Below are 18745 nucleotides of genomic sequence, written 5' to 3'. Positions count from 1 at the left end.
TGTTATTAAACTTGTAAAAAAGGGTACAACCATTTCTTCAGAAAATAATAAGGAAAATGTCATTGCTATTTACTGCTTCGGCTCTTTTGCTTGCTTTTGTGCAATTTCTAGTCGATAGAGTTCGCGCCCTAATTCGGCTAAAAAAGGGACTCCTATGTTTTCGTATTCATACATATTGTCGTTGAAAACACCATTGTCGTTAACTAAAATAGTAGCTGTAAGGATAAATTGAATATCGTTTCGGGTGTCTACAATATAGGCCGTGTCGGTAAGCGTTCCATAGGCGTATCCAACCTTGTTGTATATTTTAAAATTGCTAGGAATACGACCTCTTTCGTCTCCAAACATAAAGAATTTGACATAGCCATCCCAATAATCAATTTCTCGATATCCTTGCAAACGGGCTACAGTAGACATACTTTTCTCTAAAACTAACAAGCTGTTTTCCGAAAGCTGAAAACGTTCTGATTCTTTATATGCCTCCGGAAAAAACAAACGTTTCATTAAATTTTGTTGACTTTTTACGGGGAAATAGTTCTTTTCTGAAAAGTCCATTGCTTCGTTTACGCGCGTGCTATCTTGTAAGTAAGCAATTCCTTTTTGTTGATTTTCTACGGAAATTCTTTCGATAGCCGAGTCATTTCCGCCGCCCAAAGAAATAGTGTCTAAGTCGACTACAAAATGTAATGGTTTTCGTTTTGCTTCTGAAGCATTTTCAGTCTCAATACGATGCGATATACGTACAGGTTTGATCCCTTTTTCGCGAAGCTTTTCGTTTATATAATCTCTTCCGAGGAATTCATATAAACGATTGTATGCTTCATTATTACTTACTGCAAAGATCTGTCTTAGATCATCTGCTAAATTATGTGAGATAGTGTCACCTTCAATAAAATAGGGGGTTTGAGGCGTTATATTTGGATGTGCGTCTACATACTCCAGAGCTAAAATGGCTGCAGGTAATTTAACGGTACTTGCGGGATAGAAGTAGTTGCTGTCATCTACTTGAAAAGTTTCATCCTTAAAGACTACATTTCCTTTTTTATCTCGATCGATGTGAGTATACATAATCTGAACTTCATGTGCTTCCAGATCTGTCATAACCGCTTTGATGGATGGAAATTCACTTTTTAGTGCTTTTTCTAGCGTCGATTCGGGAATGGGTTTCTTTGAACAGCTACTAGCAACAAAGATCATTAACAAGGCTAATAGATTTTTCATGCTTTAAAATTATAGTTTTTTGGCAATTATAAACAAATCTACTGCTTCCTGGCCATCGGGTGAAACATAGTTTTGCCTTCGGATATCTAAAATTTGAAATTTATTTTCTTCCAGCTGCTGTTCTAAAAACCAGCTCTCATAATAATAAATAAATACTTTTTCGGAATGTGATGCAGAACCCTGTATTCCAGAATTATTATAGTCACCTTCCATGGTACTTAAATAAAAAAGACTATTTGCGTTTACTAATTTAGCGCTGTCTCTTATAAGTTGTACGGTAGCATCGCGATCAATATAAGGAACACAAAACCCGCAGAATATCGCATCAAATTTTTGATTGAGCGTACTAATATCTCTACAGTCTAATACTTCGTAGTTGGCCTTAGGGTTATTTTCTTTAGCCAACGCGATCATATTGGGCGCAAAATCAATTCCGAAGATATTTAGATCGGGTCGCTTTTGTAGTAGGTACTTTGTTACATTTCCTGGTCCGCAGCCTATTTCCAAAACTTCCACGGCCTTTTTTGGCAGCTGTTTGCAAAAATCATCATAGCTATTGTGATAGCCATCCCAATCCATAAATCGCTTTAAGTATTGGGAGGCTAAAGAATTATAGGTGTTCTTATTTAGTTCATATGCATCCAAAACACTAATATCACAAGGCTACAATCACTTGATTATTTATGATGTCATCAAAGGTTTCACGTTTTCTGATCAGGTGAGCTTTGTCTTCGTACCAAAGCACTTCTGCTGGTCTGTAACGAGAATTGTAGTTGCTCGCCATACTAAAACAATAAGCTCCAGCATTACTGAAAGCTAAAATATCGCCTTCGCTTATTTCTGAGATACGACGATTATTTGCAAAAGTGTCTGTTTCACAGATATAGCCAACCACGCTATAGAAACGTTCGCGACCTTTTGGATTAGAAATATTGTGTATTTCGTGTTGCGAACCATAAAGCATGGGGCGAATAAGATGATTAAATCCGCTGTCAACTTGAGCAAATACTGTTGATGTGGTTTGTTTAACTACGTTTACTTTTACTAAAAATTTTCCGGCTTCACTTACCAGAAACTTTCCGGGTTCAAATGCCAGTGTGAGTTGTTTTCCGTAGTCTTTACAAAATTCATTAAAACGTTCGGTAAGTTTGGCGCCCATTTCTTCAATATTGGTCTCGATATCTCCCGGTTTGTATGGAACTTTAAATCCGCTTCCGAAGTCAATAAACTCAAGGTCTTTAAAATGCGTGGCTGCGTTGAATAAAATTTCCGAAGCATATAAAAATACATCAATATCTAGAATATCGCTTCCCGTATGCATATGAATACCATTGATATTCATGCCCGTATTTTTTACAATTCTATCTACATGTGGGAGTTGATGGATTGAAATTCCAAATTTACTATCAATATGTCCTACCGAAATATTCGTATTGCCACCTGCCATTACATGCGGATTTACGCGTATGCAAACGGGAGTTTTTGGGTGTTTGGTTCCAAATTGTTCGAGAATTGACAAATTATCAATATTGATCTGCACGCCCAATGCGGCTACCGTCTCGATTTCCGTAAGCGAAACTCCGTTGGGAGTAAAGATAATGTCACTTGGCTTTGCACCAGCTTCGAGGCCTAATTTTACTTCCTGAATAGAAACGGTGTCTAAGCCGGCGCCCATTTTTATCATAAATTTTAATACAGAAATGTTTGAAAGCGCTTTTACCGCATAATTAATCTTTAACTGTTTGACACCCTTAAAAGCACCTGTTAAGCGTTTATATTGTTCTTCCATTTTAGAAGCATTATACACATATACGGGACTCCCGTACTCTTCTGCGATCGCTAAAAGGTCTCTGCGCGTCATTTTGTTTTGATTTTAAATTGATAAAAGGTTAAAAAATAAGAGAGTAAAAGTAAAACTATATGGCTTAGCGAGAGATTATTTTTTACATAATCTTTTCTGAAATTTTAATTTCGAATAAAAATAATTTATAAGCATTGGCATGAAACAATAAGCGCGAATGGCTCATCTTTTTTATTAGCCACGGGATCAAGTCTATATTTCCTTTAAAAAGTATCGTAAGATGTTTTACATTTTCTTACTTTTGTCCTTCGAAAAAAGAACAAAACCCATGAATTTACACGAATATCAAGGAAAACAAATATTACAGAGTTTTGGTGTTGAAATACAACGCGGTATCGTAGCTCAAACTCCAGCTGAAGCGGTTGCTGCAGCTAAAAAACTTACCGAGGAAACAGGAACTGGATGGCATGTTATTAAAGCCCAAGTTCATGCAGGAGGACGTGGTAAAGGTGGTGGAGTAAAACTTGCTAAGAATCTTCAAGAAGTTGAGGAGATCGCAGGAAACATCATAGGAATGAATTTGATCACGCCGCAAACCAGCGCGGAAGGTAAAAAAGTACATCAAGTTCTTGTTGCCGAAGATGTGTATTATCCTGGGGATAGCGAGCCAGAAGAGTATTATATGAGTGTGCTTCTCAACAGAGGTACAGGAAGAAATATGATTATGTATTCTACGGAAGGTGGAATGGATATCGAAACCGTGGCAGAAGAAACACCACATTTGATATTTCATGAAGAAATTGATCCAGCTGTGGGATTATTGCCATTTCAGGCAAGACGAATAGCCTTTAATTTAGGTTTAAGCGGACAAGCATTTAAACAAATGACTAAATTTGTTACTGCGCTTTATAATGCTTATAGCAACAGTGATTCTTCACTTTTTGAAATAAACCCAGTCTTAAAAACAAGTGATGACAGAATCATTGCAGTAGACGCAAAGGTGTCTATCGATGATAATGCATTATACCGTCATAAAGATTATGCAGCTATGCGTGACCTTCGTGAAGAAAACCCAGTAGAGGTAGAGGCAGGTAAAGTTGGTCTTAATTATGTCGATCTTGATGGTAATGTTGGATGTATGGTAAATGGAGCCGGACTTGCAATGGCAACAATGGATCTTATCAAACAAGCTGGTGGTGAGCCAGCAAACTTTTTAGATGTAGGAGGAACTGCAGATGCCGAGCGTGTTGAGGCAGCTTTTAAACTTATTTTAAAGGATCCGAATGTAAAGGCGATATTGGTCAATATTTTTGGTGGAATTGTTCGCTGTGATCGTGTAGCTCAAGGAATTGTTGACGCCTATAAAAAAATGGGAACCATTAATGTACCTATTATTGTTCGTTTACAAGGAACAAATGCTGATCTAGCTAAAGAAATTATTGATAATAGTGGATTCGATGTACAAAGTGCAATCGAATTTCAAGAAGCTGCAGATAAAGTACAAGCAGTTTTAGCATAAGACTCCGTTATTTTTATAACTAAAAGCCCTTTTCTTTTTGATCAGGGCTTTCGTGGTTTGTTAAGAAATTGTTAAAGTCTATATTTGGATGTAACGTATTGGCTTCCAATGATGTCTATTAAGTATAGTAATCAATTAATAACGAACAAATCATGAAAAAACTAAGTTTAATTATGGTGGCCATCGCGCTAGCCATTACAAGTGTAACAGTTGCTGAAAATGTTCCTTCAGACAACGAAAAGGGTCCTACTTCCGAGCAAATTCGCAGTTTATTAGCTAATCCGAATTTAGACATTTCCGCAGATGAAAGCGCCTATGTAACTTTTACGGTTAATAAGCAGCACGAAATTGTAGTACTTTCTGTAGAAACGTCAAACAAGCAGATTGAAACCTTCGTTAAGAATCGCTTGAATTACAAGGAGATTAATAGTGAATTGATCGTTGGGCGTACCTACGAGGTTCCTGTGTCAATTCATTATGAATTGTAAGGAAACTAAAATTTAATTGAAAACCCGGCCTCATCATCCGGGTTTTTTTATATTTGAAATGAAATCGTTTTAATGCTTCCATTTAGTATGAATAAAAATAACCAAGCCCTTTTAAGTGATCTAATAGTGTTGGCTCATGCTGACGATAAGGTTACTGATGCAGAATATGACTTTATAACAAGAGTTGCAAAACGCATGAATATTTCTAAGGAAGAAATTGACCTTTTATTTAAAGATCCGTTACCTTCAAAAACTTCGTTTACAGAAGTAGAACGTATTACTCATTTTCACAAATTGGTATTATTGATGAATGTTGATCGGGAAACACATGAAAATGAAGTGCATACTATTCGATTATTTGGTATTCGTATGGGAATTCGACCAGGAGCCATTAATCGTGTGCTTATCGAAATGGAGAATTTCGAAGATAAGATCATTCCTCCCCAACATTTGATCCAAATATTCCAAACCTACTACAATTAAGACTTTGGTACTAGTTTCTTAATTTTTTTCCAGTCTTGTTTCGCTGAAATAGCGCGCTTAGCATCTTTAAGGAGTGTTTTTAATTCTTTGGAAACCGACTTCTGGTATGCTGGATCTCCGCAATTTTCTTGGACTTTTAAGTAAGAAAGCATCAAAATGAGCTTCTGAACGATCACTGGATCGTGTTTGCAATACGTCCTTAGCGATGCCATAGATTGATACAATAGATTTTTAAATGAAACTGCGTTTATTTTCACGTAAGATGTATCATTTTTAGTGAGAATTGAACCATCTATTTTTTTCATCCTCAATGCAAAAAGCTCGGTCAAATAATCTATGGCATTGATAGCCGTACCAGGATCATTTACGCCTGGAGACATTGCTTTGACAGCAATTTCGGTGATTTGTTTAAAGGCTAACACATAGTTATCTTCTACAAATTCTCCACGATCAAAATTGATGTTTGATAAAATTTTGTCTACGTCTTCTTCTGAAAGCTCCTTCTCCGATCTTAGTAGAGGTAGGTTCTTTAAAACGAAAAAACCTTTAGGAACCAAAATGTGAAAGCGTGTTCCATTCTCTTCGCAAAAGTTGCACATGTTTTTTTCTGAAATGTTTTGCAGGTATCCACTGTGTTTGGAAGTATAACTAAACCAATTATCTGTATTTGGAAAACCTTTAACGCTATAGTTTTTTTGTTGCCCTTCTTGTGCGATCATTTCGGTTAAACGTTTTTTCGATTTATCGAAAATGCCATCGAGAATATTGTTGATCTGTATACTCTGGGACATATTATGAATAAAGTAGATAAACAACCCTAAACATACAATTGTTAAGATAATACCTATTAAAATGGACAAACCAGGCAAAGCGTACTTTTTATCATCTGGTTCTATGGCGAACATGGTAAAGATCAAATAAAGTATGCTGGCTAAATAGGTGCCTAATATCACTTGATTTTTTTTATCACTTATGAGACCGGGTAGGAGTCTCGGTGAGAAATTACTAGATGCCTGACTCAGCAACAGCATTACCATAGAAAAACTAAAGACCATCATAGAAATGAGTCCTCCAATACAAACACTAATGATGGTTAATGCAGTATCGCCGTCTTCTAGCATCAACTGTGGAACATATTTTATCAAGGCCTTAGAAACTCCAGTGTTTTCTAAAGCGGCCATCGCAAAGGCAAAATTAAAACCTAAGATCGCGAGAAGCGTTGGGTAAAAGGCGATCTTCCCTTGAATAGTATTAAAAAACGAAATAATGCGAATGTAAAGTCCTTTCATTAAAAATCTTTTGTCTAAAAGTACTTATATATAACTCGCTTTTTCTTAAAAATTCGGTAAAAACAAGTGATTTCCATGCGATTCAAGACAAAAAGACATGCAAAACCACTTAATTTAAGACAAGTTGACTGTGTTTATGTTTTGGAATTCTAATTGCTATACTCAACCCAAAGAATACAAATTTTAAAACAAAGACAATGAGAGTATTAAATAAAACAAACGGCTGGTTACCCACTATTTTGGACGATCTTTTGATAGAGAATCGATTGGATGTACCTAATTATGAAAACTTTAGCATTCCCAAGATAAATATATCTGAGAATTTCACGAACTTTGTCGTGGCTTTAGCTGTACCCGGGTTAAAGAAGTCAGATTTTTCGATTGAAGTAGAAGATAAAACTTTGAAAGTTTCAGCGAAAATTACGACAGAAGAAGAGCAAACCGAAACAAAAGACACAATAAAATACACTCGAAAAGAGTTTAATTACAAGAATTTTTCACGAAGCTTTGTCCTACCAGAAACGGTAGATGTCGAAGATATTAAAGCAACTTACGAAGACGGTATCTTATCGATAGTCCTTCCAAAGTTAGAAGAGAAGAAAGAATTGAAGAAAATGGTTGAGATTTCATAATTGAAATTTAATTTGGTTAGTTAGTTGAAACGACCACGCATTACTCAATCGGTGCGTGGTTTTTTTATGCCCAAAAATTACGATTGCCTTCCGCGTCTTCCTCGTCGTTCCTTCTTTTCAGTCTCAACATCAACAAAAGAACTGTTATCAGATTCACTTACCGAATCTCGCAATCCCTTTAATTCAGCTGCAGTCAAATCCCGCCATTCTCCTGTAGGTAGGTCTCCCAAATTAATATTCATGATGCGAAGTCGTTTTAATTCTACTACTTCATAACCTAAATATTCGCACATACGTCTAATTTGTCTGTTTAGTCCTTGAACGAGAATAATCTTAAAAACAAATCTACTAACGCGCTCAACTTTACACGGTTTTGTTGTTGTATTTAATTCCTGTAGCGGAATTCCCCCACTCATTTTTTTGATAAAATCATCCGTGACTGGTCTATCCACTTTTACTACATATTCTTTTTCGTGTCTGTTTCCTGCGCGTAGGATCTTATTTACGATATCACCGTCATTGGTCATTAAAAGCAGGCCTTCGCTGGGTTTATCTAATCTTCCAACGTGAAAAATGCGTTCCTTGTGACCAATAAATTCAACTACATTTCCTTCGACACGGAGATCTGTTGTACATGTTATGCCAACGGGTTTGTTTAAGGCGATATAAACAAGCGTATCGTTTTCAGTAATAAGCTTTCCATCGACCTTAATTTCGTCGTTAGGCATTGCTCTGTCGCCAAGAGACACTCGCTCGCCATTTAAGGTAACGCGACCTTGCTCAATAAGCGTGTCGGCTTGCCTTCGCGAACAGTAACCACTATCGCTTATTGCTTTATTTAGCCTTGTAGAATCTGGATGATGTGCCATATTACAAAGGTACTATATTGAGGTTAAAGGTTAAACTTACTTTAAAGCCACTTCCAAAATTTATCGAAAAATGTATTTTTAAGAAATAAACTTGTACTATGGCAATTTTAGGTTCAATTATTAAAGGAGCAATTGATCTTCGGGATTCGTTGGTTTCTGAAACTTCACCCGTTGAGGCACAAAAAGAAGTGCTTAAAAATTTACTGAATACAGCAAAGGATACAGCCTTTGGAAAGTATTATGGATTTACGCGTATTTTGGAATCGGATGATTTCCGAAGCCTTTTTGCAAAAGAGATTCCATTTCACGATTATAATAAAATGCAATCCAATTGGTGGAACAGAGTAGAAAAGGGATTTGAAGATATAACTTGGCCAGGAAAGCCTTCGTATTTTGCCCTGAGTAGTGGAACTACAGGAAAAACCAGTAAGCGAATTCCTGTTACCGATGCGATGATCGATGCCATTCGGGGCGCAGGAATCAAACAAGTAGGCGCCTTATCAAATTTTGATCTTCCAACCGATTTTTTCGAAAAAGAGATCATGATGCTTGGAAGTTCTACAGACCTCAATGAACGAGATGAATTTTTGGAAGGTGAGATCAGTGGTATCAGTGCTAGCAACATTCCATTTTGGTTTAAAGGGTATTATAAGCCCGGTGAGGATATTGCCAAAATCGACGATTGGGATAAACGAGTAAAAACCATTGCAGAACAGGCAAAATCTTGGGATATTGGTGCTTTAAGCGGTATTCCGTCATGGATTGAATTGATGATGAAGGAAGTTATTGCATATCATAAGGTAGCAAATATCCATGAAATTTGGCCCAATTTACAAGTCTATACGAGTGGTGGAGTTGCCTTCCAGCCATACGAAAAAAGCTTTAAACAACTGTTATCTAAGCCTGTGACCGTGATAGATACCTATCTTGCTTCGGAAGGATTTATTGCCTTTCAGCAGCGTCCCGATACAACTGCTATGCGACTCGTAACCGATAATGGGATCTACTTTGAATTTGTTCCATTTCAACCTGAATATATACAAGAAGACGGAAGTATTTCACAGGATGCGCCTATTCTTACTTTGGAAGAAGTAGAGACAGATCAAGATTATGTATTAATTATTAGCACGGTTTCAGGGGCTTGGCGATACCTTATTGGCGATACTATCGCCTTTACCGACGTAGCGCGCGCTGAGATCATGATCACCGGGCGAACCAAGTTCTTTTTAAATGTTGTGGGTTCACAGCTTTCTGTAAATAAAATGGAAACCGCTTTACGCGAACTAGAGCATGAGTTTGATATTAAAATTCCTGAATTCACCTTGGCAGCGATCAACATCGATGGCGAATTTTACCATCATTGGTACCTAGGAACAGATGCAAATACTGACGGTAAGCAGCTTGCAGAAGCCTTAGATAAGGCACTAAAGGAGGCTAATAAAAATTATAAAGTAGCACGGTCAAAAGCGCTAAAGGGTGTGATCGTTGATACGGTAAAACCAGCGGTTTTTTATGAGTGGAACGCGAAAAATAAGAAGAAAGGCGGACAGGTAAAAATGGAGCGGGTTATGAATGAAGAAAAGTTTGAAGCATGGAAATCTTTTGTTTCGGAAAACAGCTAATTAGTGATCAATTAGTTGTTCTTCAAGTTTTTCTGATTGATCATTGATCAAATGCATTACCTCTTCCGGAGACATGTACAAACGACGTAGTTTTGCTTTGTATTTTTCTGAAATACTCGCGTGATCGAGAATGAAATTTTTAGTCATTAGTATATAATCACCCATCCCATGTTGAATAGCAAAAGTATCAGCAGCCCGTTCAACTTCCTTGATATGACCGCTTGAAAACAGATATTTCATTCCGAAGATAAGCATCCCTACATTGCTGCGCTCTCTATAGTCCATCACATGACCTAATTCGTGACCTAGCCAACCAATGATCACATCACTTGGTATATCGTCAATCGAAAAATGCTCGCCATCTATTTGTATTTTTCTGCTGATCAAAATTATATAACCTCGGTTTTCCTTCGACTTAAAAAAACTGCCAACAGTTGGCTGCGCCTGCATGGTCGATTTTTTAATGTGATCTTTAAATTTAAAAGTAATCTCAGTATCCTTCAATTCTGGATAATACGATAAAGCCGATAGCGCTTCTTTTTCGATGCTCTTCGGAATAACTTTCGATTGTAGATCAATTGCATTAGTTGAAATCATAGAAAGAGGAAAATACAAAAGGATGTAAAGATATTGTGTTAAGAGCATGATAAACTATTCGCTTTTACGCTGTTTCTAATTGCTTCTGAAGTGATTTGATCTGATCGCGTAACTTAGCCGCCATCATAAAATCAAGGTCTTTAGCCGACTTCTCCATCGCTTTACGCGTATCGCGAATTTTTTTCTCGATCTGTGGTTTTGTCAAATATTCATTGGCAGCTTCCGCAGCTAAACTTTCCGCAGTTTCAAACATATAAGCCTCTTGCTTCGATTTTGTAAGGGCATTGTCGAATGACTTTTTGATCTGTGTTGGTGTTATATTATTGGCTTTGTTATGAGCAATTTGCTTCTCTCTTCGGTAGTTTGTACCATCAATAGTGAGCTGCATGCTTTTGGTGATCTTATCGGCATACATGATCGCTTTTCCATTCAAATTACGAGCGGCTCGCCCAACCGTTTGTGTTAGCGAGCGATTGCTCCGTAAGAATCCTTCTTTGTCTGCATCTAAAATTGCCACTAAAGAAACTTCAGGTAAGTCAAGCCCTTCACGTAATAGATTCACCCCAACAAGTACATCAAACAGTCCAAGACGTAAGTCCTGCATGATCTCAACACGCTCCAAAGTATCAACATCACTGTGTATATAACGTGTGCGTATCTGTACACGGGTTAAATATTTGGTGAGTTCTTCTGCCATACGTTTTGTAAGCGTCGTGACTAAAACTCGCTCATCTTTTTCTATTCGCAGTTGAATTTCTTCAAGAAGATCATCGATTTGATTCAGGCTAGGTCGTACTTCAATAGGTGGATCCAGTAATCCTGTTGGACGAATGACCTGTTCAACATAAACCCCGTCACTCTTTTCAAGTTCATAGTCGGCTGGCGTAGCACTCACATAGATCACCTGATTTTGCATTGCCTCGAACTCTTCAAACTTTAAAGGACGGTTATCCATTGCGGCTGGCAATCGGAAGCCATATTCTACCAAATTTTCCTTTCTCGAGCGGTCACCGCCGTACATAGCGCCAACTTGAGGAATAGAAACGTGACTTTCGTCCACGATCATTAAATAGTCATTTGGGAAAAAATCTAACAAACAGAAAGGTCTCGAGCCGGGTAAACGCTGATCTAAATAGCGCGAATAGTTTTCAATTCCGCTACAATAGCCTAATTCACGAATCATTTCGAGGTCGAAAGTGGTGCGTTCTTCAAGACGTTTTGCTTCTAAATGTTTCCCTATTTCTTTAAAATAATCAACTTGTTTAACAAGGTCATCCTGTATGTTTTTTATAGCTCCTTGTAAAACGTCAGGAGAGGTTACAAACATATTGGCAGGGTAAATATTCAGATTGTCATATTTCATGATGACCTCATTGGTCTTCGGGTCGAACGATTCGATCTCTTCGATCTCATCTCCGAAGAAATGAATCCGAAACGCATGGTCTGCATATCCTGGAAATACATCTACTGTGTCGCCTTTTATTCTGAAACGGCCATGGTGAAAATCTACTTCAGTTCTGGCGTATAATGCCTGAACAAGCTGGTGTAATAGTTTTGTTCGAGAAATGACCTGACCAGATTGGAGCGAAATCACATTCTTCTGAAATTCCGCTGGGTTTCCAATTCCGTAGAGACATGAAACCGAAGCAACCACTAAAACATCCCGTCTCCCTGAAAGTAGGGAGGAAGTCGTGCTTAAACGCATCACTTCAATTTCTTCATTGATCGATAGATCTTTCTCGATATAAGTTCCGCTTGATGGAATAAATGCTTCGGGTTGATAGTAATCGTAATAAGAAACAAAATACTCCACGGCATTTTCAGGAAAGAGATTTTTAAACTCTGTATAAAGTTGCGCGGCAAGCGTTTTGTTGTGGGCTAAGACAAGGGTCGGTTTTTGAACGCTCTCAACTACATTTGCTACAGTAAAGGTTTTACCACTACCCGTAACACCAAGAAGTGTCTGGTATTTTTCTTCGGAATTAAGTCCGTCAACCAACGCTTTTATAGCTTGTGGTTGATCTCCGGTTGGTTCGAACTCTGATTTAATTTTGAATTTCATGGCGTTGCTTCAGAAGTATCAAAAATAAAGAATATCATACAGTTGCTGGTCGATTTTGTGTGCTTTCGGCGGAATGTTATCTAATAATTAACATAAATAAACCGAATATACGGATCTGGAAATTTAGGGTCATTTAATTGAAGTACGTAATAATACGTTCCAACAGGTACGAGAGCGTCTTTATATAATAAACCTGTGTTCGGGATGCCATCCCAGAGTCCGTCCTCATTTCCGCCTTCATAGATCAAATTTCCCTCTCGGCTGTATATTTTAAGGTTGAAATCTTTAAACACATCGATCAAGCCTTCAATAATAAACACATCATTTTTACCATCACCTTCGGGCGACATGCCTTCATAAATGGTAGGTTCACACTTTATGGTAGTGACCAAAAACGACGTTACCGCAAAACAGATCTCGTTTTCTTGACGAACATACACGGCTTGTGGATCGGTAAGATTTTGAAATTGTTCAGGATCTGCGATTGGGTTGACATTTGCTACGGCATCGTCGAAATTTGTAAAGTAATCGATCACGTCATTTGGGTCACTAGAAATAAGCGGATCTTGTAACCGCAGATTAAAAATTCCGATACCATTTCCAGTGTCACAAGCCTCTAGATCTGGCAGTATGGGAATAGGAGGGATGCTTCCAAATTGCACAACGATCTCAAATTCATTATTGAATTCATTTAATTCTTCTACAATGCCACTGCCATCGCCAACATCATCAGCAACAAGCAACAGCATAAATGTGTCAGGGACATCTTCAGAAAGCATTAAAACAATACTACCTGGCTCACTACCTCCAATGGGAATGATATTTTGTGTTTCGGCTTGACCTAGAAGCAGTCCGTCAACATAAAAAGCAATAGGCGTAGCAGCTGGCAACGGTCCGGTAGCTTCGACGTTGCTCACTAGATAGTCAACTTGCAGATCACGCTTTCTACAAGCGTTTAAGTCGTTGGTGACCATAATGGTTGCATCGGGCAACGGACAAATAATAATTTCGATCTCAAAGCTATCAATTACAAAGCAATCAGGGTTTGACACACGAATCCAAATAGTTTGCGGATTTTCGATGTTTTCGTAGGCTTCGGGGTTGGGAATGGGGTCAACATTATTTTCTGCATCTTCTTCGGAAATATGATACGTTATCGTATTGATAGGATCAATTTGACTGGTTACTGAAGTAAGGTCAAAGAGTTCGAGCCCAACGGCATCACAGATCTCAATATTTCGTAAACCTACTATTTCAGGAAAAAGTAAAAGATGAAAATCGACAAAAAAGAAATTATTGTCTTCATTCGTTTCATTGACAGTACTGTTTCCGTTTCCGTCGTCATCTACAAACACCCGAATTTGAAAATCGGCTGGAATACCATTTGGTACTGTTAGCGTTATACTTCCACTTTCTTGTCCGTCAATAGCGATATCACTTTGTGTAGCCGATTGCCCCATAAGCGTACTATTAGCATAAAAAGCGATGGGTGTGTTGGCAGGAAGTACTGCTGTGCTGTTTATGTTGTAAACCGTATAGTCTAAAACAAGTTCGCGATCACCACATACGGTTCCTCCTTCAATATTATCAACTTCTATTGTCGCATCGGGAAGTTCTGTATTGAGCACGGTGACTACATTATTGATCAGAACCAGGTCTTGGCTAGAAGTAATACGAACTAATGCACTTTGATCACCTGGTTGGATATTGTTTTCGATGTCGTAAAAGTCGATATCCATATTAAACATTTCACTGCTACCGGTAAAACTATTGGTACCGTTAAACTGGTTGTCTGCAGGGTTTAGAGCATTACTCAATATGGAATTATTAAACCGAAGGGTCTCATTATTGGCGATATTAACATCACCTTCCCAAGCTAGAAAACCAATTTTTGCGCCGTTGTTGTCTAAAACATTTAAATTGTTAAGTTCGATAATGATTTCTTGGTTTACTGAGGAAACAGACTCGAAACCGTCAAAAAGGTTTACTTGATTTAAGGTTAAGGATGCATCCTCGTAGATCACGGTTACGGCCCAGCCTCCGAAATTAGTAGCGTTGCCACCATTTAGCTGACAGAAGGGTTGTATCGCATCAAATAAGTCTAGATCTGATAAGGTATAGCTTCCGTTTCCTGCGGAAGTAAGAATACTAGTAACATCGGCTTGAGCCGCGAAATAGAAGTATTCAACTCCATTTCCAGCATCGTATGAATAGGAAAACTCTCTTTCCGAAGCAACGGGAGTTCCGTTTAAAGCGACCTCAAGATCTCCCGTTCCAGAGCCAGCCCAGTAAAGATATGCTTTAACAATCTGTTGTCCGGGTTGTAGTTCAAAATCTGCCGCGCTTTCAGAAAGGATATCACAGGCTGTGCCGCCTCCATTTTCTTGAATGTTGAGTGTGTTTCCGAAGGAAAGATAGTCATAACGCCCATTAAACTGCTCAAAGAGTGCTATATCTTGACTCCAGACCATGGTGGAGAAAAGCAGCAAAATATATTTCAGAAATAAACGTAAAAAACGCATGGCTAAGAGATTGTATGCTAAATATACATATAATCTCTCAGCCTTGTAAATGAGTTAGCGAATAAGGAGGTATTTAGAGATCGCGCTTTTTTAGAATCGCATATGAACCGTAAACAAAAATGATGGTCCAAAGAATACAAATACCTACCGACAACCAAGGTACGTCATAGTTTTTGTTAAAACTTTCGCCCAACTGATTGGCAGCAGATTGCACGGCGCCAAAGCGGGTAAAAGGTTCAGGAACTAGATCTGACATGGCATTGAGGGGTAAAAAATTGTAGACTGTATCAAAGAGATTGACGTCTGTTTTTATTTTTATATACTGAAATAGTATCGCGATAAGGCCTTCGATCACCTGCCATAGTCCTAAAAATCCTAAAGCAAATGCAGATCGTTTGATCCAAAAACCTAAGAACATACAGAAACTAAAGAAAGTCAGTAGCTTTAAGAAATAAGCAAATATGTATTGCATATCGCTAAAGATGATCGAGAATTCTGTATAGTCAGAGAATATGAGTCCGAGTATCAATGAAACTAGAAACAGGGCGATCGTTGAGATCACCGTAAATAGAACAACTGTGATAAACTTAGACGTAAGAAACTCGCGTTTACTAAGACCATCAATGAGATTTTGTTTAATCGTACGATAACTGTATTCGTTGGAAACGATGGAAACGATAACGATGGCGAAAAAGATCTTGAGCCATGCAACCACCCAAGTGTTAAAATGCCAAATAAAAGGAAAATTGAAGATGCCTTGGTCGGCTACGCGAAAGTTGACACCACCAAAATTAAATTCGATGGAAACGATGAATGCTGTAAAGCCGATAAGCGCAAAATAAACGATCGAGATAACCTTGGCCGACCGATTGTACTTCAGTTTTTGAAGTTCTATGTTAAGTAGTCTAAGCATCTTATTTAGTTTTGGTCAGTTCAAGGAATTGTTCTTCAAGGCTCTCTTTTCGTTTTACAAGATGTGAAAGAATAATACCTTGGTTAAACATTAGTTTGTTTAGTTCGGAAGAATCCATAGGTTCATTGAGATAGGCTACTAAGGTATCTCCTTCATGTTTTATATTTCCGAAGGAGTTGTGCCCTTCCAAAGCCGCTTGTAATGCTACCATGTCTGCACTTCTCAAAATAAAGAAGCCATGACTAGCATTCATATTATCCACACTACCTGTGTAGAGGCTTTCACCTTTCCGAAGAATAACCACATGCGTACATACTTTTTCAACTTCGTCTAGAAGGTGTGATGCCAATAGGATCGTTGTTCCTTCGGAAGCGATCTTTTTTATGATCTCTCTAATTTGATGAATTCCCTGCGGGTCGAGGCCGTTTGTAGGCTCGTCTAAAATTAAAATTTCGGGATCATTTAAGAGGGCAGAAGCAATCGCTAGACGTTGTTTCATACCTAAAGAAAAGGTGCTGAACTTGCTATGCATGCGTTCTTCCAGACCAACAATACTAAGTTTTTCCTGAATTTTAAGTGTAGGCACTTCCTTGATCTTACACACGAGTGCTAGATTCTGATATGCCGTCATATACGGGTAGAAATTAGGTCGCTCGATGATCGCGCCAACCTTTTTTAAGGCTTGATGGGTAGAGCCGCTGCCGTCAAACCAATGGAAATCTCCGGAGGTTTTATTTACAACGTTCAATACGATACCCAGTGTGGTTGATTTTCCACTTCCGTTAGGACCTAAGATGCCGTAAACATTTCCTTTTTCAATGGTAAAGGAAAGATTTTTGACCGCAGTGATGGGGCCAAATTTTTTAGTTAGATTGTTAATCGTGAGTATAGTATTCACAAAAACTTATTTTGGTGGTTGGTTATAAGTATGACGAAATAGGGTGACTTTTGTTACACCAAATATAAAACTTAGTGAATATTTAGAGAATAACACGGACGCTAAAAAATATTAGGTCTGTTTATCGTTTAAGAAAGTTGCTTGTTTTTTGCTTAGCTTTTTTCTTCCTTGTTAAAGTAGACAAGATAGTAATACATCTGCTTTTCTTCGTCCCAGCCTTTTTCAACAAATTTATCGGCACTTTCTGCGTTTACAAAATCTAACTTGATCTGGATATTGGTATCTAGATTAATAACATTTTTGATTTTCTTTCGTGCCGCGGTAACAGCAGTGTTTGCAATAGGAAAAGTAGTTAGATCTTCAATACTGTACTTTGGAGCTTTTTCTTGCTTGTAATGAGCAAATTCAGGGATTAGCGCTGGATTTTCAATCACGTCATTCATGAATGCCGTCTCTTCAAACTGATCATTTTTAGCAAAATGGTTTACAGCACGGTTCATAAATAATACTTCTTCTTTTTTGTCTTCAGCAGGAAGTACGACGTCTTTAGCAAAATCCTGACAGAATTTTAAATATTTCTTAGTGTGGAAGTTGTCATCGGCGCAGATATCTACTCCTAAAAAGCTTTCTAACCAATAGCGTGCGTCGTAACGATTGCTGTCAACAGAAAGAATTTTATAACCTTCTTCTTTTTTTGTGTTGAAAATAAGACAGCCTTTATCTAGTTTGTTGAGGTTAACACCTTGTTGAAGTTGTGCTTCTAACTGACTTCCTTTTTCAGAGAATTGAAGGAAATCTTGTTTTAGTTCCGATTTGAAGATTCCAATCCCGTTTACTTTTTCATTGTCTATTTGAAGATTTTCGAGAAAAGCAATATATACTTCACCGCTCTTGATATGAGGGTGCATTGATTGTTCAAAAAGATGTGTTGTTATTTTTTTGCTCAGGGTATGGATATTTTCTGGCTGATCGAAGATTTCCGAAGCTATTGAAAATAGATCATGAAATTCAAGATCGGTATCATGCGCAAATTGATAATAACTTTCCTCTTTGTCGCGAAAAGGTTTTAGAAAAAACTCTTTTAGTAAGGGAGCGATCTCGTCATCCATTTGATAAGGAGCTTCAGAAAGAAGAAGGGATTCATTTTTGCTTTTGTTACCCACGCGGTGGATAGACAATGAAGCAATATGCGCAGAATATAAATTGATCATTCGTTTAGAATATTAGCTAGGTGGAAATGTTGTAGTTTGTTGAATTTACTGGCTTAATTCCAGTTTTCATCGAAGTCAAGATTGTCGTAATCTTCGGGATCAAGATCATAGTCTTCTTCAAAATCATCATCGTCTTCGTCGCCTTCAGCGATAAATTCAAGTTCGGTGGCCTCTTCCGGAATTTCTCCATGCGCGAACATTAAATTAGGGTAGATACGTCCTTCTTCGCGTTCAGCAATTTCAGCCAATTCAACGAGAAAAGTCCACATGTTCAAGAAGTCATAAACATAGATAAGTTTGGTTTGTCTTTCCCACACTGTATTTTCAAGAATGGTTTCACTCATCACACGTAATGCACCTGGCGTTTCGCTCATATCAAAGAGAGCGATCTCTTCTCCTTGTTCCCAAGCATCATTACTTACATAGAAAGAGGCCATTTCCTGACCAGCAAATCCGAAAGCCTGCGTAATTGCGTTGTGGAGGTCTTCCAGATTAGCTTTGGCTTCGATTTCTATATCGCGAAAAACATCTTCATTGGCGTCGAGTATTACTCGAAATCGATAGATCATAACTCAAATTTTGATAGTACAAAGATATTGGTTTTTTAGCGAAAAGTCA

17 protein-coding genes are annotated in these 18745 nt (G+C 37.9%); 5 read left to right on the top strand and 12 right to left on the bottom strand.

Going from position 1 to position 18745, the window contains the following annotated elements:
• Nucleotides 1–69: 69 nt before the first annotated feature.
• From ACY2RU_RS09650 to lysA, 3 genes are read right to left on the bottom strand one after another with little or no spacing between them, the layout of a single operon-like run.
• Entirely contained in the window at nt 70–1221 is a 1152-nt protein-coding gene (locus tag ACY2RU_RS09650; protein WP_490138235.1) for a serine hydrolase, read from the bottom strand.
• A 9-nt stretch (nt 1222–1230) separates the two neighbouring features.
• Nucleotides 1231–1866 (bottom strand): methyltransferase domain-containing protein, encoded by a 636-nt coding sequence (locus ACY2RU_RS09645; RefSeq protein WP_490138234.1) that lies wholly within the window; start codon nt 1864–1866, stop codon nt 1231–1233.
• A gap of 10 nt (nt 1867–1876) precedes the next feature.
• On the bottom strand, nt 1877–3082 hold the full coding sequence (gene lysA, locus ACY2RU_RS09640; protein WP_490138233.1) for a diaminopimelate decarboxylase: 1206 nt from the start codon (nt 3080–3082) through the stop codon (nt 1877–1879).
• Between the two features lie 268 nt (nt 3083–3350).
• On the opposite strand from lysA, the gene sucC reads away from it, so the two are divergent.
• From sucC to ACY2RU_RS09625, 3 genes are all read left to right on the top strand, one after another.
• A complete protein-coding gene (sucC, locus tag ACY2RU_RS09635) occupies nt 3351–4541 on the top strand; it encodes an ADP-forming succinate--CoA ligase subunit beta (protein WP_490138232.1) in 1191 nt (396 codons plus the stop codon).
• A 152-nt stretch (nt 4542–4693) separates the two neighbouring features.
• A complete protein-coding gene (locus ACY2RU_RS09630) occupies nt 4694–5029 on the top strand; it encodes a hypothetical protein (protein ID WP_490138231.1) in 336 nt (111 codons plus the stop codon).
• A 72-nt stretch (nt 5030–5101) separates the two neighbouring features.
• Nucleotides 5102–5512 (top strand): tellurite resistance TerB family protein, encoded by a 411-nt coding sequence (locus ACY2RU_RS09625; protein ID WP_490138230.1) that lies wholly within the window; start codon nt 5102–5104, stop codon nt 5510–5512.
• Here the strand turns inward: ACY2RU_RS09625 and ACY2RU_RS09620 are convergent.
• Nucleotides 5509–6801: a DUF2254 domain-containing protein gene (locus tag ACY2RU_RS09620; RefSeq protein ID WP_490138229.1), complete on the bottom strand. Its 1293-nt coding sequence runs from the start codon at nt 6799–6801 to the stop codon at nt 5509–5511. The genes ACY2RU_RS09625 and ACY2RU_RS09620 overlap by 4 nt on opposite strands.
• A gap of 197 nt (nt 6802–6998) precedes the next feature.
• Here ACY2RU_RS09620 and ACY2RU_RS09615 point away from each other — a divergent pair, with 197 nt between their 5' ends.
• Nucleotides 6999–7433, top strand: a complete 435-nt coding sequence (locus ACY2RU_RS09615) for an Hsp20/alpha crystallin family protein (RefSeq protein WP_490138228.1) — start codon at nt 6999–7001, stop codon at nt 7431–7433.
• Between the two features lie 77 nt (nt 7434–7510).
• Here the strand turns inward: ACY2RU_RS09615 and rluF are convergent, their stop codons facing one another.
• On the bottom strand, nt 7511–8302 hold the full coding sequence (gene rluF / locus ACY2RU_RS09610) for a 23S rRNA pseudouridine(2604) synthase RluF (protein ID WP_490138227.1): 792 nt from the start codon (nt 8300–8302) through the stop codon (nt 7511–7513).
• 98 nt (nt 8303–8400) lie between these two features.
• Here rluF and ACY2RU_RS09605 point away from each other — a divergent pair, with 98 nt between their 5' ends.
• Nucleotides 8401–9924 (top strand): GH3 family acyl-acid amido synthetase, encoded by a 1524-nt coding sequence (locus tag ACY2RU_RS09605; protein ID WP_490138226.1) that lies wholly within the window; start codon nt 8401–8403, stop codon nt 9922–9924.
• On the opposite strand, the gene ACY2RU_RS09600 is transcribed toward ACY2RU_RS09605, so the two are convergent.
• The 7 genes from ACY2RU_RS09600 to ACY2RU_RS09570 all read right to left on the bottom strand — a co-directional run bounded on the left by ACY2RU_RS09600 (nt 9925) and on the right by ACY2RU_RS09570 (nt 18696).
• A complete protein-coding gene (locus ACY2RU_RS09600; RefSeq protein WP_490138225.1) occupies nt 9925–10569 on the bottom strand; it encodes a hypothetical protein in 645 nt (214 codons plus the stop codon). It abuts the gene before it with no gap.
• A 16-nt stretch (nt 10570–10585) separates the two neighbouring features.
• The gene (uvrB, locus tag ACY2RU_RS09595) at nt 10586–12583 is read right to left on the bottom strand and encodes an excinuclease ABC subunit UvrB (RefSeq protein WP_490138224.1); all 1998 of its coding nucleotides are present in this window, start codon (nt 12581–12583) and stop codon (nt 10586–10588) included.
• A gap of 80 nt (nt 12584–12663) precedes the next feature.
• The gene (locus ACY2RU_RS09590; RefSeq protein WP_490138223.1) at nt 12664–15105 is read right to left on the bottom strand and encodes a T9SS type B sorting domain-containing protein; all 2442 of its coding nucleotides are present in this window, start codon (nt 15103–15105) and stop codon (nt 12664–12666) included.
• Between the two features lie 73 nt (nt 15106–15178).
• A complete protein-coding gene (locus ACY2RU_RS09585; protein WP_490138222.1) occupies nt 15179–16018 on the bottom strand; it encodes an ABC transporter permease in 840 nt (279 codons plus the stop codon).
• A 1-nt stretch (nt 16019) separates the two neighbouring features.
• The gene (locus ACY2RU_RS09580) at nt 16020–16916 is read right to left on the bottom strand and encodes an ABC transporter ATP-binding protein (RefSeq protein ID WP_490138221.1); all 897 of its coding nucleotides are present in this window, start codon (nt 16914–16916) and stop codon (nt 16020–16022) included.
• Nucleotides 16917–17068: 152 nt separating this feature from the next.
• Complete coding sequence (locus tag ACY2RU_RS09575; protein WP_490138220.1) at nt 17069–18127, bottom strand: nucleoid-associated protein; 1059 nt, start codon at nt 18125–18127, stop codon at nt 17069–17071.
• 53 nt (nt 18128–18180) lie between these two features.
• Nucleotides 18181–18696, bottom strand: coding sequence for an IS1096 element passenger TnpR family protein (locus ACY2RU_RS09570; RefSeq protein WP_490138219.1), 516 nt, complete (start codon nt 18694–18696; stop codon nt 18181–18183).
• Nucleotides 18697–18745: the final 49 nt, after the last annotated feature.

Source organism: Ulvibacter sp. 2305UL32-6, from assembly GCF_058148545.1.
The sequence above is the reverse complement of the archived record's forward strand: the minus strand, read 5'-3'. Positions and strand labels throughout refer to the sequence as shown.

Coding starts and splice junctions, on each gene's coding strand:
- ACY2RU_RS09650 (WP_490138235.1), bottom strand. CDS start 1,221: ATGAAAAATCTATTAGCCTTGTTAATGATCTTTGTTGCTAGTAGCTGT.
- lysA (WP_490138233.1), bottom strand. CDS start 3,082: ATGACGCGCAGAGACCTTTTAGCGATCGCAGAAGAGTACGGGAGTCCC.
- sucC (WP_490138232.1), top strand. CDS start 3,351: ATGAATTTACACGAATATCAAGGAAAACAAATATTACAGAGTTTTGGT.
- ACY2RU_RS09630 (WP_490138231.1), top strand. CDS start 4,694: ATGAAAAAACTAAGTTTAATTATGGTGGCCATCGCGCTAGCCATTACA.
- ACY2RU_RS09625 (WP_490138230.1), top strand. CDS start 5,102: ATGCTTCCATTTAGTATGAATAAAAATAACCAAGCCCTTTTAAGTGAT.
- ACY2RU_RS09620 (WP_490138229.1), bottom strand. CDS start 6,801: ATGAAAGGACTTTACATTCGCATTATTTCGTTTTTTAATACTATTCAA.
- ACY2RU_RS09615 (WP_490138228.1), top strand. CDS start 6,999: ATGAGAGTATTAAATAAAACAAACGGCTGGTTACCCACTATTTTGGAC.
- rluF (WP_490138227.1), bottom strand. CDS start 8,302: ATGGCACATCATCCAGATTCTACAAGGCTAAATAAAGCAATAAGCGAT.
- ACY2RU_RS09605 (WP_490138226.1), top strand. CDS start 8,401: ATGGCAATTTTAGGTTCAATTATTAAAGGAGCAATTGATCTTCGGGAT.
- ACY2RU_RS09600 (WP_490138225.1), bottom strand. CDS start 10,569: ATGCTCTTAACACAATATCTTTACATCCTTTTGTATTTTCCTCTTTCT.
- uvrB (WP_490138224.1), bottom strand. CDS start 12,583: ATGAAATTCAAAATTAAATCAGAGTTCGAACCAACCGGAGATCAACCA.
- ACY2RU_RS09590 (WP_490138223.1), bottom strand. CDS start 15,105: ATGCGTTTTTTACGTTTATTTCTGAAATATATTTTGCTGCTTTTCTCC.
- ACY2RU_RS09585 (WP_490138222.1), bottom strand. CDS start 16,018: ATGCTTAGACTACTTAACATAGAACTTCAAAAACTGAAGTACAATCGG.
- ACY2RU_RS09575 (WP_490138220.1), bottom strand. CDS start 18,127: ATGATCAATTTATATTCTGCGCATATTGCTTCATTGTCTATCCACCGC.
- ACY2RU_RS09570 (WP_490138219.1), bottom strand. CDS start 18,696: ATGATCTATCGATTTCGAGTAATACTCGACGCCAATGAAGATGTTTTT.